General features: G+C 75.4%; 14 protein-coding genes. 3 read left to right on the top strand and 11 right to left on the bottom strand.

Features of this window, described 5'->3' with window-relative positions; all coding sequences use genetic code 11:
• Nucleotides 1–24 precede the first annotated feature (24 nt).
• Together menD and ACI6PP_RS16070 are read right to left on the bottom strand one after the other, a co-directional pair.
• Nucleotides 25–1,674: a 2-succinyl-5-enolpyruvyl-6-hydroxy-3-cyclohexene-1-carboxylic-acid synthase gene (menD, locus tag ACI6PP_RS16075; protein ID WP_421112623.1), complete on the bottom strand. Its 1,650-nt coding sequence runs from the start codon at nucleotides 1,672–1,674 to the stop codon at nucleotides 25–27.
• Nucleotides 1,671–2,618 carry an o-succinylbenzoate synthase gene (locus ACI6PP_RS16070; protein WP_421112622.1) on the bottom strand — a complete coding sequence of 316 codons (948 nt, stop codon included), beginning with the start codon at nucleotides 2,616–2,618 and terminating at the stop codon, nucleotides 1,671–1,673. Before ACI6PP_RS16070 ends, menD begins: the two co-directional genes overlap by 4 nt.
• A 182-nt stretch (nucleotides 2,619–2,800) precedes the next feature.
• Here ACI6PP_RS16070 and ACI6PP_RS16065 point away from each other — a divergent pair, with 182 nt between their 5' ends.
• Complete coding sequence (locus ACI6PP_RS16065; protein ID WP_421112621.1) at nucleotides 2,801–3,733, top strand: hypothetical protein; 933 nt, start codon at nucleotides 2,801–2,803, stop codon at nucleotides 3,731–3,733.
• Between the two features lie 98 nt (nucleotides 3,734–3,831).
• Here the strand turns inward: ACI6PP_RS16065 and ACI6PP_RS16060 are convergent, their stop codons facing one another.
• Nucleotides 3,832–4,881 (bottom strand): AMP-binding protein, encoded by a 1,050-nt coding sequence (locus tag ACI6PP_RS16060; RefSeq protein WP_421112620.1) that lies wholly within the window; start codon nucleotides 4,879–4,881, stop codon nucleotides 3,832–3,834.
• Nucleotides 4,882–4,918: 37 nt separating this feature from the next.
• Here ACI6PP_RS16060 and ACI6PP_RS16055 point away from each other — a divergent pair, with 37 nt between their 5' ends.
• Complete coding sequence (locus ACI6PP_RS16055) at nucleotides 4,919–5,791, top strand: 1,4-dihydroxy-2-naphthoate polyprenyltransferase (RefSeq protein WP_421112619.1); 873 nt, start codon at nucleotides 4,919–4,921, stop codon at nucleotides 5,789–5,791.
• 65 nt (nucleotides 5,792–5,856) lie between these two features.
• Here ACI6PP_RS16055 and cds1 read toward each other — a convergent pair whose 3' ends face one another.
• The 7 genes from cds1 to ACI6PP_RS16020 form a co-directional block, all read right to left on the bottom strand.
• Complete coding sequence (gene cds1 / locus ACI6PP_RS16050; RefSeq protein ID WP_421112618.1) at nucleotides 5,857–6,960, bottom strand: L-cysteine desulfhydrase Cds1; 1,104 nt, start codon at nucleotides 6,958–6,960, stop codon at nucleotides 5,857–5,859.
• Complete coding sequence (locus ACI6PP_RS16045; protein ID WP_421112617.1) at nucleotides 6,941–7,210, bottom strand: DUF4229 domain-containing protein; 270 nt, start codon at nucleotides 7,208–7,210, stop codon at nucleotides 6,941–6,943. The genes cds1 and ACI6PP_RS16045 overlap by 20 nt, the downstream gene beginning before the upstream one ends.
• Before the next feature lie 137 nt (nucleotides 7,211–7,347).
• Nucleotides 7,348–9,774, bottom strand: a complete 2,427-nt coding sequence (locus ACI6PP_RS16040) for an FtsX-like permease family protein (RefSeq protein WP_421112616.1) — start codon at nucleotides 9,772–9,774, stop codon at nucleotides 7,348–7,350.
• A gap of 3 nt (nucleotides 9,775–9,777) precedes the next feature.
• The gene (locus ACI6PP_RS16035) at nucleotides 9,778–10,542 is read right to left on the bottom strand and encodes an ABC transporter ATP-binding protein (RefSeq protein WP_421112615.1); all 765 of its coding nucleotides are present in this window, start codon (nucleotides 10,540–10,542) and stop codon (nucleotides 9,778–9,780) included.
• 116 nt (nucleotides 10,543–10,658) lie between these two features.
• The gene (locus tag ACI6PP_RS16030; RefSeq protein ID WP_421112614.1) at nucleotides 10,659–11,327 is read right to left on the bottom strand and encodes a response regulator; all 669 of its coding nucleotides are present in this window, start codon (nucleotides 11,325–11,327) and stop codon (nucleotides 10,659–10,661) included.
• A complete protein-coding gene (locus tag ACI6PP_RS16025) occupies nucleotides 11,324–12,487 on the bottom strand; it encodes a sensor histidine kinase (RefSeq protein ID WP_421112613.1) in 1,164 nt (387 codons plus the stop codon). The genes ACI6PP_RS16030 and ACI6PP_RS16025 overlap by 4 nt, the downstream gene beginning before the upstream one ends.
• A 3-nt stretch (nucleotides 12,488–12,490) precedes the next feature.
• Nucleotides 12,491–13,450 carry a threonine ammonia-lyase gene (locus tag ACI6PP_RS16020; protein ID WP_421112612.1) on the bottom strand — a complete coding sequence of 320 codons (960 nt, stop codon included), beginning with the start codon at nucleotides 13,448–13,450 and terminating at the stop codon, nucleotides 12,491–12,493.
• A gap of 95 nt (nucleotides 13,451–13,545) precedes the next feature.
• Between ACI6PP_RS16020 and ACI6PP_RS16015 the strand changes: the two genes are divergently transcribed.
• Nucleotides 13,546–13,803 carry a PLDc N-terminal domain-containing protein gene (locus tag ACI6PP_RS16015; RefSeq protein ID WP_421112611.1) on the top strand — a complete coding sequence of 86 codons (258 nt, stop codon included), beginning with the start codon at nucleotides 13,546–13,548 and terminating at the stop codon, nucleotides 13,801–13,803.
• 249 nt (nucleotides 13,804–14,052) lie between these two features.
• Here ACI6PP_RS16015 and ccsA read toward each other — a convergent pair.
• On the bottom strand, nucleotides 14,053–14,295 hold a 243-nt coding region (gene ccsA / locus ACI6PP_RS16010; RefSeq protein ID WP_421112610.1), incomplete at its 5' end, for a cytochrome c biogenesis protein CcsA.

Below are 14,295 nucleotides of genomic sequence, written 5' to 3'. Positions count from 1 at the left end.
CAAGCGCCGTCACCACGGGTGCCGTCAGGCGAGACGGGCGCACGCGGCCAGGCGTGCGTCGAGGTCGCGTCGACGCGTCCGGTCGAGCGGCACCTCCACCACCTCGAGGCCGTGGCACGGGCTCGCGAGGACGTCGCGCAGGCGGCCGAGGTCGGTGATGCGCTCGTGCGGGACGCGGGCCGCGGCGCACCACGCGCCGAGGTCGGTGCCGGTGGGCGTCGCGAAGAGCCGCTCGAACGTCGCGGAGCGCGACGGGGCCCCGTGCTCGAGTCCGGCGAAGATGCTGCCGCCGTCGTCGGAGGCCACCACCACGCGCAGGTCGGGACGCGGCTCGTCCGGCCCGATCAGCAGGCCGTTGGTGTCGTGCAGGAACGTCAGGTCGCCGACGTACGCCAGCGCGTGGGTGGAGCGACGGGCGAGCGCGACGCCGATCGCGGTGGAGAGCATGCCGTCGATGCCGGCCAGGCCGCGGTTGGCCATCACCATGCGTCGCTCGCCGACCGGGTGCGAGACCGCGGTGAGGTCGAGGTCGCGGACGGGGCTCGACGAGCCGACGACGAGCAGGCCGCCCGGCCGCAGCGCCGCCGACACCTCGTGCGCCAGCTGCTGCGGGGCGATGGACGGCTCGGCGGCGAGCACGTCGTCCATCGCGGCGCGGGTGGCGACGTCGGCGACCGTCCAGCGGTCGCGCCAGGCGGGGTCGTCCGGTCCGTCGACACCGACCGCGCCGAGCACGCGCGAGACCTGGGAGCCGGGGTCGGGACGGGTGCCGGTGCCGACGGCCACCACCTCGACGTCCGCGCGCGACAGCAGGCGCGTCACCGGTCGCGAGAGCGTCGGGTGGCCGAGGACGACGACGCGCTCGACCGCGTCGGCGAGCTCGGGCAGGCCGAGCAGCAGGCGGTAGGTGCCGATCGGCGCGGTGCCGGTGCGAGAGCCCGACGACGGCTCGGCGAGCAGCGGCCAGCCCGCGCGCTCGGCCAGCTGGCGGGCGGGCGGTCCGGCGTCGTCGCCGGCGACCACGACGGTGCGCGGGCCGAGCGGCAGCGTCACGCGCTCGTGGGTCTCCTCGCGGAGGTCGAGCGACCAGGCCGCGCCGCCGGGCCGTCCGTCGAGCGCGGCGGGGAGGCCGCCGTCGTCGTCGGGGACGAGGGGATCGCGCAGGCAGACGTTGACGTGCACGGGCCCACGGGCGGTGGCGTGCAGCGCCCGGCTGAGCGTGGCCCGCCACCGGCCGGAGGTGTCGGGCACCACGTCGGGCGCGGGCAGCTCGACGAACGCCTCGACCGCGCCACCGAAGACCTTGACCTGGTCGGTGACCTGGTTGGCGCCCGTGCCGCGCAGCTCGGCGGGACGGTCGGCGCTGAGCACGACGAGCGGCACGTTCGCGTGGTGGGCCTCGAGGACGGCGGGGTGCAGGTTGGCGACGGCGGTGCCCGACGTGGTCACGACGGGGACGGGACGGTGCGAGCCCTTGGCCAGGCCGAGCGCGAGGAACCCGGCGCTGCGCTCGTCGACGCGCACGTGCAGGCGCAACAGGCCGGCGGCGTCGGCGGCGTGCAGGGCGTAGGCGAGGGGGGCGCTGCGCGAGCCGGGGGCGAGCACGGCCTCGCGGACGCCGTGCCGCACCAGCTCGTCGACGAGCACGCGGGCGAGCGCCGTGGACGGGTTCATGCCGCCTCCACCTCGGCGAGGCGTGCGAGCCAGCGGGCGGTGGTGGCGTCGTCGGCGGTGACGCCGCGCAGGGCGTCGGGGACGGGTCGGGCGACCGGGAGCGCGCCGTCGACGGGGAGCAGCGGGTCGCTCGTCACGTCGGCGGTGAGCAGCTGGACGGTGGCCAGGCCGCAGGCGTAGGGCAGCTCGGGCAGGGCGGCGGCGAGCGCGACGCCGGCGGCGATGCCGACCGACGACTCCAGCGCGCTCGACACCACGACGGGAAGCCCGATGCGCTCGGCGATCTCCAGGCACGCGGCGACCCCGCCCAGCGGCTGCACCTTGAGCACGGCGACGTCGGCGGCCTCGAGCGCGACCACGCGGTAGGGGTCGGCGGCGCGGCGGATGGACTCGTCCGCGGCGATGGGAACGTCGACGCGTCGGCGGACGGCGGCGAGGTCCTCGACCGAGGCGCACGGCTGCTCGACGTACTCCAGGCCGCCGGCCACCCGGTCGAGGGCGGTGATCGCGGCGACGGCGGCGTCGACGTCCCAGCCGCCGTTCGCGTCGACGCGCACACGCCCGCCGGGTCCGAGCGCGTCGTGCACGGCCTCGACGCGCGCGACGTCGTCGGCCAGGCTCTGCCCGGGCTCGGCGACCTTGACCTTGGCGGTGCGGCAGCCCCGTCCGGCGTGGACGACCGCGGCCGCCTGCTCGGGCCCGACGGCCGGCACGGTGCAGTTGACCGGGACGGTGTCGCGGACCGCGGTGGGCCAGGGGGTGTCGGCGGAGGCCCGGGCCGCGGCCAGCCACGGCGCGCACTCGCGGGCGTCGTAGTCGAGGAACGGGCTGAACTCCGCCCACCCCGCCTCGCCCCGCAGCAGCATCCCCTCGCGCACCGTGATCCCGCGGAACCGCGTGCGCATCGGCACGCTGTACACCACGACGTCCGGGCTCTGCGTCACCATCCGACCCTACCGGCGGCCGGCGGGCGGCTGCCGACGACGGGAGAATCGAGGTCCGGACCACGCGATCGGCCGGAGAATCGAGGTCATGGTCCGTATCGCGGCTCGACCTCGATTCTTCCGTCGTCCACAGGCTCGACGCACCCCTGTCGTGGGCGTGCCCGGGGCGGCACCCTGGGGCGATGAGCCAGGTCGCGGTCGTCCGCACCGACCTCGGCCGCGTCCTGCGCGAGCAGGACGGGGTCCTGACCGCCGCTCAGGCCTACGACCTCGGCGGACGCGCGTGGGTGCGCTCGCAGATGCGCCGGCACCTCTGGCAGTCCCCCACGCGCGGTGTCTACGTCACCCACAACGGCCCGCTGACCGAGGCCCAACGCCGCTGGGTGGCGCTGCTCGCAGCGCCATCGGGGTCCGCGCTCGGCGGCATCACCGCCCTGCGACTCGACGGCTTCACCGCGCTGGCTCCGACGGGCTCGTCGGAGGTCCCACGGGTCGTGCAGCCGATCTCGAGCTGGCGCTCCCGGCACACCGACGTCGTCACCCACTGGTCGTCGATGCTCGACCACCGCGACGTGCATCCCCTCCGGCTCCCGCGTCGCACGCGCCCTGAGCGGAGCGTGCTCGACGAGGCGAGCTGGTCGGTCCACCCACGACGGGCCCGCGCCGTGGTGCTCTCGGCCGCGCAACAGGGCCTCGTGGTCACCCGTGGTCTGCGCGAGGCCATGACGCGGCGCGGGGCGTGCCGCCACCGGGCCCTCCTCGTCGAGTCCTACCTCGACGCCCGCGGAGGCATCCAGTCCCTACCCGAACGCGACTTCGACGACATCCGGCGGCGAGTCGGCGCGCCGAGGCCCACCCGGCAGGCACGGGTCAAGCGCGACGACGGCCGCTACTACCTGGACGTGGAGTGGGAGGAGCTCGAGACGGCGTGCGAGATCCACGGCATCCCGCACCTGATGGTCGAGCAGTGGGACGGCGACCTCATGCGCGCCAACGAGATCGTCATCGACGGCCCTCGCCTGCTGATCTTCAGCTCGTACGCGGTCCGCCACGAGCCGGACGCGGTCGCGTCCCAGCTGGTCCGGATGCTGCGCCGCGGTGGATGGCGCGGCTGACCGGTGACGTGAGAATCGAGGTCCGGCCAGGTCAGGGCGGGAAGGAATCGAGGTCGTGGTCCGAATCGGGGCCCAACCTCGATTCTCGCGTCACCGCGTCAGCCCGCCCCCGCCGCGAGGGCCCGGAGCGCCACCCGGTCGACCTTGCCGCCGGGCAGGAGGGGGAGGGCGTCGAGGGCGACGACGGCGCGCGGGCCCCACGCCCGCGGGAGCCCGGAAGCCTCGACGGCGTCGCGCAGGGTCGTCAACGGCGCCGCACCCACGACGCACGCCACGACCCGCGTGCCCCACTCCTCGTCGGGCACCCCCACGGCCAGCGCGTCCGCCACGCCGTCGACGGCCAGCAGCGCCTCGGTCACCGCGGGCAGCGAGACGTTGACGCCGCCCGACACGACGACGTCGTCGCTGCGGCCGAGGACGCGCAGGCGGCCGTCGAGGTCGAGCTCGCCGAGGTCGTCGGTGGCGAACCACCCGTCGCGGAGCACCGCGGCCGTCCGGTCGGGGTCGCCGCCGTAGCCGTCGAAGAGCACCGGCCCGGCGAGGTGGACGCCGTGGTCGGCGTCGATGCGCACCGCGACGCCGTCGAGCGGCACGCCGTCGTACACGCAGCCGCCGGCGGTCTCGCTCATCCCGTAGGTGCGGACGACGTTCACCCCCGCGTCGGCGCACGCCTGCCGCAGCCGGACGGGCATGCCGGCGCCGCCGACGAGCAGCGCGTCGAGCGCCGCGAGCACGCCCACCTGCCCGTCGCGCACGAGCCGGTGCACCTGCGTCGGCACGAGGGACGCGTAGGCGCGCGCACCGCCCGTCCCCAGCGCGCCGACCGCGGACGCGAGGTCGGGGTGGTCGGCCGCGACCACCGGCTCGGTGCCGGCGAGGAGCGAGCGCACGAGCACCTGCAGCCCCGCGACCGCCGTCACCGGCAGGTCGAGCAGCCAACGGCCGGGGCCGCCGAGTCGTGCGTGGGTGGCGCGCGCGGACGACGTCACCGCGCGCCGCGACAGCACCACGTCCTTGGGACGGCCGCTGCTGCCCGACGTCCGGACGACCAGCGGCTCGGGCTCGGCCTCCGCGTCGAGCCACGCGCGCAGCAGCGGGACGACGTCGGCGGGCGCGCCCGCGACCGGCTGCAGCGACGGGATGCCCATGACCCCAGCGTAGGAGCGCATGGGACGATGACGCGTCATGGCTACCGCAGCGCAGTGGGTCGAGGGTGCCCGTCCCCGCACCCTCCCCGCCGCCGTCGCCCCGGTCCTCGCCGGGACGGGAGCCGCCGCCCAGCTCGGCGGCTTCGTCTGGTGGAAGGCGCTCCTGGCACTGCTCGTCAGCCTCGCGCTGCAGGTGGGCGTCAACTACGCCAACGACTACTCCGACGGCGTCCGCGGCACCGACGACGACCGGGTCGGCCCGATGCGGCTCGTCGGGTCGGGCGCCGCGACGCCCGCCGCGGTCAAGGCCGCCGCGTTCGCGAGCCTCGGCGTCGGCGGGGTGTTCGGCCTCGTCCTCGCCCTGACGACGGCGTGGTGGCTGCTGCTCGTCGGCGCGGCCGCGATCATCGCCGCCTGGTACTACACCGGCGGCTCGCGTCCGTACGGCTACGCGGGCCTCGGCGAGGTCGCCGTGTTCGTGTTCTTCGGGCTCGTCGCGGTGCTCGGCACCACCTACGTCCAGGCCGAGACGCTCAGCTGGGCGGCGCTCGCCTGCGCCGTCGGCGTCGGCGCGCTGGCCTGCGCGATCCTCGTCGCCAACAACCTGCGCGACATCTCCTCCGACGTCGTCGCCGGCAAGCGCACGCTCGCCACCCGTCTCGGCGACCTGGGCACGCGCCGGTTCTACGTGGTGCTGGTCGTCGTCGCCGCCGTCGCGGCCGCGTCGGTGGCGCTGGCCGTCGGACCCTGGACGCTGCTGGCCCTGCCCGGTGTCGCGATGCTCGTCCCACCGTCGCGCCGGGTGCTCGGCGGCGCCACCGGCCCCGCGCTCATCCCGGTCCTCGCGGGCACCGGGATCGCCGAGCTGGTCTACGCCGCCGGCCTCTGCGCCGCCCTCGCCCTGGGCTGAGGCTCACCCACGGCAGATGTGCCGGTGCACGGAAGATCTACCGTGCATCGGACCAAGTACCACGTTCACGTGGTAACTGATCCACCCTCCGCCGGCCACTGCCCCGTGGCCGCGAACTCCTCCAGCACCGCGGTGTACGGGGCGAGGTCGAGGCCCTGCGCGGCGAGCCAGTCGTCGTCGTAGTACGTGCCCGCGTAGCGCTCGCCGCCGTCGCAGAGGAGCGTGACGACGCTGCCGGTCTCGCCCGCGGCGCGCATCCGCGCGACCTGCGTGAGCGAGCCCCACAGGTTGGTGCCGGTGGAGCCACCGACCATCGAGCCGGTGCGTGCCGAGCACCAGCGCATCGCCGCGATCGACGCCGCGTCGGGCACCCGCAGCATCTCGTCGATGACGCCGCCCACGAACGACGGCTCGACGCGCGGACGTCCGATGCCCTCGATCCGCGACGTGACGCCGGTGACGACGTCGGAGGAGTCGCTCTCCCAGCCCTCGAGGAAGGCCGAGTTCTCCGGGTCGACGACGAGCAGGCGCGTGGGGTGGCGCTGGTAGCGCAGGTAGCGGCCGATCGTCGCGGACGTGCCGCCGGTGCCGGCGCTGACCACCACCCACGACGGCACGGGGTGGGGCTCGGCCGACATCTGCTCGAAGATCGACTCGGCGATGTTGTTGTTGCCGCGCCAGTCGGTGGCGCGCTCGGCGAACGTGAACTGGTCGATGTAGTGGCCGTCGCACCCCTCGGCGAGCCGGCGCGCCTCGTCGTACACGTGCCCGGCCTGGTCGACGAAGTGGCAGCGCCCGCCGTACCACTCGATCAGCGCGACCTTCTGCGCGCTGGTGGTGCGGGGCACGACGGCGACGAAGGGCAGGCCGAGCAGCCGCGCGAAGTACGCCTCGCTGACGGCCGTCGAGCCGCTGGAGGCCTCGATGATCGTCGTGGTCGGGCCCACCCAGCCGTTGACGAGCGCGTACAGGAACAGGGAGCGGGCCAGGCGGTGCTTCAGGGAGCCGGTCGGGTGGACGGACTCGTCCTTGAGGTACAGCTCGACGCCGGGAGGGCCCGGCAGCGGGAAGACGTGCAGGTGCGTGTCGGCCGAGCGGTTGGCGTCGGCCTCGACGCGGCGGACGGCCTCGTCGACCCAGAGGCGGTGGTCAGTCGAGATCTTCGGCACGGCGGGACTCCTCGATGCGCTCGGTCATCCGCTCGGCCCGCACCTGAACGCGGGCGGCGACCTCGTTGCGCAGGTTGCCGAGGAGCGCGAACGACGCGACGGCCGAGACCGACAGGGCGATCAGGGCCGTCCAGAGCGCGGTGATCGACGTCCACCGGTAGCCCAGCAGCAGGCAGACGCCCCACACGAGGGCGAACGCGACCAGGAACAGGCCGAGCCGGGCGAGGGTGTAGCGGATCACGGGAGTCACGCCCCCAGGCTACCGGGGCGCCACCTCGTCCCCGACGCCCCCGACCGGGCCCCGACCCCGTCGCCGAGGTGCGCGAGAGGCACCACCGACGGCGGTTCGGTGGTGCCTCTCGCGTACCTCGACGTCGCTGGGGCGGGTCAGTCGGCGACGAGTCCCGCCGCCGGTGACACGCGGGCGGCGCGGCGGGCGGGCAGGACGCTGGCGACGAGACCGGCCAGGGCGGCGACCGCGACGATCCCCAGCAGCTGCGCCCACGGCAGCGTCACGCCACCGAGGACCCCGGCGCTCACCGCCCGGACGCCGCACCACGCGTACAGCACCCCGAGCCCCACGCCCAGCACGGTGGCGACCACCGACATCAGCAGCGACTCGAGCCCGATGGTGCGGCGCAGGCGGCGCCGCTCCAGCCCGAGCGCCCGCAGCAGCGACGTCTCGCGCAGCCGCTCGAGCACCGACAGGCTCATCGTGTTGCCGACGCCCACCAGCGCGATCAGCACCGACACCGCGAGCAGCCCCACCGTCACCTGCAGCATCGTGTCGAGCACGCCCAGCACCTCGGCACGCTGCGGCAGGCCGCCGGAGACGTCGAGGTCACCGCCCGAGGCGAGGGCGCCCACCGCCGACGTGGTCGCCCGGGCGTCCGCGTCGCCGGCCGCCCGCAGCCAGATCGCCGACGGCGCGGTGTCCGCCCCGGCCAGCGTCCGCAGGTCACGGGCGGTCACCCACCCCACGGCGCCCACGCCGTCGTCCACCGCGACGGTCAGCGGCACCCGACGTCCGTCGGCGCCGACCACCTGGACGCGCGCACCGTCGACGACCCCGGCGTCGCTCGCCACCTGGCTCGGCAGCACCACCGTCCCCGACCGCAGCCCGCCCAGGAGCGAGCCCCCGTGGGCCACCGCGCGGGCGTCGTCGCCCACGCCGATCAGCCGCGTGGAGATGTCGCCGACGTCGACCTGCGCACCGGGCAGCGTCGCGGTGGAGCCGACCCCGTCGGTCCGGTCCACCTGACGCGTCAGGCCGCCGGGCAGGGCGCCGGAGGTCGAGGTCAGGGCGAGGTCGACGGGGGCGGCGTCGTCGAGCACCGCGCCGACGCTGGACTTCACGCTGGCCGTGCCCACCACCACCGTCGTCACCAGGGTGACGCCGACGAGCAGCGCCACCGTCGTCGACGCGGTGCGCCGCGGGTTGCGCACGGCGTTCTGCACCGCGAGGCGCCCCGGCACGCCGGCGGCCCGGACCAGCGGGCCGAGGAGACGCACCAGGCCCGGCACCAGCACCGGTCCGAGGAGGACGACGCCGACGAACGAGAGCATGCCGCCGGCCATGGCGACCGGCAGGCTCGGCCCGGCGGCACCGAGCAGGAGCGCGGCGGCACCGGCACCGCCCACGGCGACGGCCGTGACGATCCGCAGCGCGCCGGCCCGAGAGCGGGTCGCGGGCTCGACCTGCGGCTGCAGCGCGGCCAGGGGCGTCCGACGGGCCACCCGCCGCGCCGGCACCACCGACGCCGCCACCGTCACGAGGACGGCCACCAGCACCGGCACCGCGACGGACGCGAGGCCGATCGTCGGCGTGCCCGTCGACAGCGGGCTCGCCGCGTCGAGCAGCGCGACGCCGCCGAACGCGAGCGCGTACCCCGCCACGGCGCCGAGCAGAGAGGCGACGAGCGCCAGCACGGCCGCCTCGGCCACGACGCCGCGCACGAGCTGACGTCGCAGCGACCCCACGCAGCGCAGCAGCGCGAAGTCGCGGGCGCGCTGGGCCAGCAGGATGGTGAAGGTGTTGGCGATGACGAGCACGCCGACGAACGCGGCCAGCGCGGCGAAGGCCAGCACCAGGTTCTGGAAGACGTCGACGCCCTGGGTGGCGCGCGAGCGCTGGTCGGCCAGGAAGTCGTCGGCCTCCTGCACGGTCGCGCCGCCTCCCAGCTCCGAGCGCAGCGCGGTCGCGACGGATCCTGCGTCGCCGTCGGCGGTACGCACCACGAGGCTGTCGGCGTAGGCGCGGTCGGACCCGGCGAGCACGTCCTCGGGCGCGTAGAGCGTGGCCGAGAGCGGGCCGGACGCGTCGTCCACGAGACCGGTGACGGTGAAGCGTCCACCGCCGATGCCCTGGGCGGTCACCCGGTCGCCGACGGCGATGCCGGCGTCACGCGCGGCGTCCGCGCTCACGACGGCGTCGGTCGGCCCCCGCGGGAAGGCACCCGAGGCCAGCTGCTGCCAGCGCAGGCCGTCGTCGGCGGCCACGGTCCCGACCCCTCGGGTCGACGGCACCCCGCCGAGGCCGACCTCGGTCCACGACGTGCGGTTGACGGCCGTCGCGTCGACGCCGGGCACGCCCGAGGCCGTGGCCCGGGCGGCGGAGGCGTCGGCGACGTCGCCGGTGACGACGACGCCGGCGCCGCGGTACTGCGCGGCGACCTCGGCGGTGGCGCCGTCACGGGCGGCGGCGCTCATGGCGTTCACCGCCACCACGAAGGCGACGGCGATCGCGATGGCCAGACCGGCGGCGACGTAGCGACGCAGCTGGTGGCGCAGGGAGGAGAGGACGACGGTGCGCACGGCTCAGCCCCCGATCCGGCTCAGGGCGTCCAGGACGGCCTCGGGCGTGGGGTCGCTGACACCGCCCGCGACGCGGCCGTCGGCGATCAGCACGACCTCGTCGGCGTAGGCCGCGGCGCTCGGCTCGTGGGTGACCATGACGATCGTCTGCCCGAGCTCGCGAGCGGAGCGTCGCAGGAAGTCCAGGACCTCCGCGCTGGCGCGGCTGTCGAGGTTGCCGGTGGGCTCGTCGGCGAAGACGATCTCGGGGCGCGACGTGAGCGCCCGGGCGATCGCGACGCGCTGCTGCTGTCCGCCGGAGAGCTGCGACGGACGGTGCCCCATCCGGTCGGCGATGCCGAGCACCGCCACGACCTCGTCGAACCAGGCCCAGTCGGGCTCGCGGCCGGCGAGCTCGAACGGCAGCAGGACGTTCTGGCGGGCGGTCAGCATCGGCAGCAGGTTGTAGGCCTGGAACACGAAGCCCACGCGGTTGCGTCGGAAGCGAGTGAGAGCGTCGTCGCCCAGGCCCGTCAGCTCGACGTCGCCGACCCGGACGCTGCCCGACGTCGCCGAGTCGAGCCCGGCCAGGCAGTGCATCAGCGTCGACTTGCCCGATCCGGACGGTCCCATCACGGCGGTGAGACGTCCGCGCGGGACGGTGAGGTCGATGCCGGCGAGCGCGTGGACGGCGGTGTCGCCCGAGCCGTAGACCTTGGTCAGGCCGCTGACGACGGCGGCTGCCGTGGGTCCGGCGACGGGCGGAATGAGGGTGGCGGCGGGGTGCATCGGTGCTCCTCGGACGTGGCGGACGGGTACGTCGTCCACGCTAGGAACGCGGGCACCCCCGGGTCGTCAGCCCGCGGACCGCACCTCGACGGCCCGGTGTCATACCCCGGTATGACTCAGTCGCCGAGCAGCCCCGACTCGTACGCCAGGACGACCAGCTGGACGCGGTCGCGGGCGGCGGTCTTGGCCAGGATCCGGCCCACGTGCGTCTTGACGGTGGGCTCGGCCACGACGAGCTCGGCCGCGATCTCGGTGTTCGACATCGCGCGGCCGACCAGGACGAGCACCTCGCGCTCGCGCTCGGTGAGCGTGTCGACCCGGGCCACCTGCGCGGCGTCGGGGCCGGCGGCCTCGGGCTGCTCGGCGAGGACGAACCGCTCGAGCATCCGGCGGGTGGCGCTGGGGGCGACAACGGCCTCGCCGGCGTGCACGTCACGGATCGCGGCGAGCAGCGTCTCGGGCGGCGCGTCCTTGAGCAGGAAGGCCGACGCACCCGCGCGCAGCGCGTCCATGACGTACTCGTCGAGGTCGAAGGTGGTGAGCACCACGACCCTCGGCGGACGGGGCAGCGCCGTGACCCGCCGCGTGGCCTGCACGCCGTCGAGGCGCGGCATCCGCACGTCCATCAGCACGACGTCGACGTCGACCCGCTCGCACAGCGCGACGGCCTCCTCGCCGTCGCCGGCCTCGCCGACCACCGTCAGGTCGGGCTGGCTGTCGACGAGCATGCGGAACCCCGCGCGCACCAGCTGCTGGTCGTCGACGAGCGCGACGGTGATGCTCATCGGTCCTCCGGGGCGCGGGTGGGGATGTGGGCCGTGACGAGGAACCCGCCGCCCGGACGGGGTGCGGCGTCGACGGTGCCCTCGTGCAGGGCGATGCGTTCGCGCATCCCCTGCAGCCCGAACCCGCCGGTGGGCGCGGCGCTGCCACCGCGCCCGTCGTCCCCGACGCGGACGCGCGCCTGGCCGTCGGCGAGCGTCACCTCGACGTCGGCGGCGGCGCCCGGCCCGGCGTGCTTGAGGACGTTGGTGAGCGCCTCCTGGACGACGCGGTAGACGGTCAGGCCGGTGGCGGGCGGCAGCGTGCGGGCGGCGTCGTCGACGTGCAGGTCGACCGCGAGGCCGTTGGCGCGGACCTGCTCGACGAGGTCGCCCAGGTCGGCGGCCCCGGGGACGGGTGCCCGCTCGGCGTCGGCGTCGTCCTCGCCCCGCAGCAGGCCGAGGAGCCGGCGCATCTCGGCCAGGGAGGAGCGGCCGGCGTCGGAGATCGTGCCGAGCGCCTCGATCGCCGCCTCGGGGCGCGACCGGGCCGCGTACGCGGCGCCGTCGGCCTGGACGACGATCACCGACAGGCTGTGCGCGACGACGTCGTGCATCTCGCGCGCGATGCGGGCGCGCTCGGTGGACGCCGCGAGCCGGGCCTGCGTCTCGGCCTCGCGCTCGCGCTCCTGGGCGGTGGCCACGAGCTGGGCGGTGTACTCACGGCGGGTGCGCACCTGGGCACCGGCGAGCCACGCGACGCCGACGGCCGCGAGGAGGAAGACGAACAGGTAGGCCGACCGGCTGGGGTCGATCGCTCCGCCCGGCCAGCGCAGCGACGCGATGCCCGCCCCGAGCATGCCCGTGGTCAGCCCGCCCCACCGCGCCCAGCGCGGGCCGTAGGCGGCGATCGCGTACAGCGCGGGGAGCAGCACGAACGCGCCGTAGCGTCCCGTGCCGTCGTCGACGATCGCGAGCACCAGCAGCTCGAGGCCCACGAGGGTGAACATCACGACGGGCAGTCGCCGCCTGAGCACGAGCGGCACGAACAGGGCGGCGTCCACGAACGCTGCTGCGGTGCCGACGGCACCCGAGAGCAGGACCGGCGCGGCGAGGAGCAGGGTGATCGCCGCGTCGACGACCAGCGGGTGGCCCCGCAACCACGCGTCGAGACGTTCGCGCACGGGTCAGCCGTTCAGCACCGAGGCGAGGAGCTCGGGGTCGACGTTGCCGCCGGAGGCGATCGCGACCGTGGTGCCCCGGGGCAGCGTGTCGCCGTGCTCGACGTAGGCGGCCGCGGCCACGGCGCCGCTGGGCTCGACCACGATGCGGGCGCGGGTGACGATCTCGCGCATCGCCGACAGGATCGTCTCCTCCGACACGGTCACGACGTCGTCGACGTAGCGGTGCACGTGCTCCCAGTTCAGCTCGCCGACCGACGGCGTGCGCAGGCCGTCGGCGATCGTGCGGGTGGTCTGGTCGGTGGACCAGACGCGACGCTCGCCCGCGGCGAACCCCTCGGCGAGGTCCCCCGCGAGCGCCGGCTCCACGCCGATGACCATGCACTCCGGACGCAGCGCCTTGACGGCCACCGCGACGCCCGACAGGAGCCCGCCACCGCTGACCGGCACCAGCACCACGTCGACGTCGGGGACCTGCGCGACGATCTCGAGCCCGACGGTGCCCTGGCCGGCGATGATGCGGGCGTCGTCGTAGGGCGGCACGACCTCGGCGCCGGTGCGGGCGGCGATCTCGGCGCAGCGGCTGGCGCGCTCGGTGACGGGCACGAGCACGACCTCGGCACCCCAGCGGCGGGTGCCGTCGACCTTGACCTGGGGCGAGCCCTCGGGCATCACCACGGTGGCCGGGACGCCCGCCGCGGCGGCGGCGAACGCGATCGCCTGGGCGTGGTTGCCCGAGGAGTGCGTGACGACCCCAGCCGCCCGCTTCGCGGGGTCGAGCTGGGCCAGCGCGTTGGTGGCGCCGCGGAGCTTGAACGCCCCGGTGGGCTGCAGCGACTCGGCCTTGAGCCACAGCGACGACCCCTCGGGCCCCTCCCCGGCGAGGGGCAGCACCGGGGTGCGCAGACAGGTGGTGGCGACGCGCGCGGCGGCCGCCTCGACGTCGGCCAGCGTCACGAGGTCCATGCCGCCAGCCTAGGCCGAGGGGCCGACGAGCCGCGGACGACGGGGAGGTGGCGCTCGTCCGGCCACCTCACCACGGCCCGGTTAACCTGGGCGGCATGGGGAAGGCGCTCCTGGTCATCATCGTGGTCGTACTGGCCGTCTACTCGCTGTTCGACGTCGTCGCGACCCCTCGCACGTCCATCCGCTCGCTGCCCAAGGCGCTGTGGTTCGTGGTGGTCCTGGTGCCGGTGCTCGGCGCGATCCTGTGGCTCCTGTTCGGCAAGGTCCGCACCCGCCCCGCCGGCCCGCCGCGCGCACCCCGTCCGCCCTCCCGAGGGCCCGACGACGACCCCGAGTTCCTCCGCGGGTTGTAGGCCGAGGCATGACGGATTCCCAGGCATACCTGGGAATCCGCGCCTCACACGGAGAACTTCCCGGGTACCGGGACAGAACTCCGTGCCGAGTGGTGCTCACGGGGCTCAGGGGACCCCGGCCGCGCGTCGTCACGACCGACCCGGCAGCCCCACCTCCCCCGGAGAACCGACGACACCACGGGGAGTTCTCCGTGGGTCCGTCGGATTCCCAGGTGAACCTGGGAAACCGACGACCGGTCGCGCCGCGCCCTACTTGGAGTAGGAGTGCAGGCCGGGGACGAAGAGGTTGACGCCGACGTAGTTGAACATGAAGGTGGCGAAGCCGACGAGGGCCAGGATGGCTGCGGCCTTGCCCTTCCACCCGGCGGTGGCGCGGGCGTGCAGGTAGCCGGCGTAGACGACCCAGGTGATGAAGGCCCAGACCTCCTTGGGGTCCCAGCCCCAGTACCGGCCCCAGGCGTACTGCGCCCAGATCGGGCCGGCGATGAGCGC

The organism is Solicola agrisoli (genome assembly GCF_049059935.1).
Classification (GTDB): domain Bacteria; phylum Actinomycetota; class Actinomycetes; order Propionibacteriales; family Nocardioidaceae; genus JAURVT01.
Note: the sequence above shows the minus strand (reverse complement) of the source record. Positions and strands in the feature narration are given on the sequence as shown.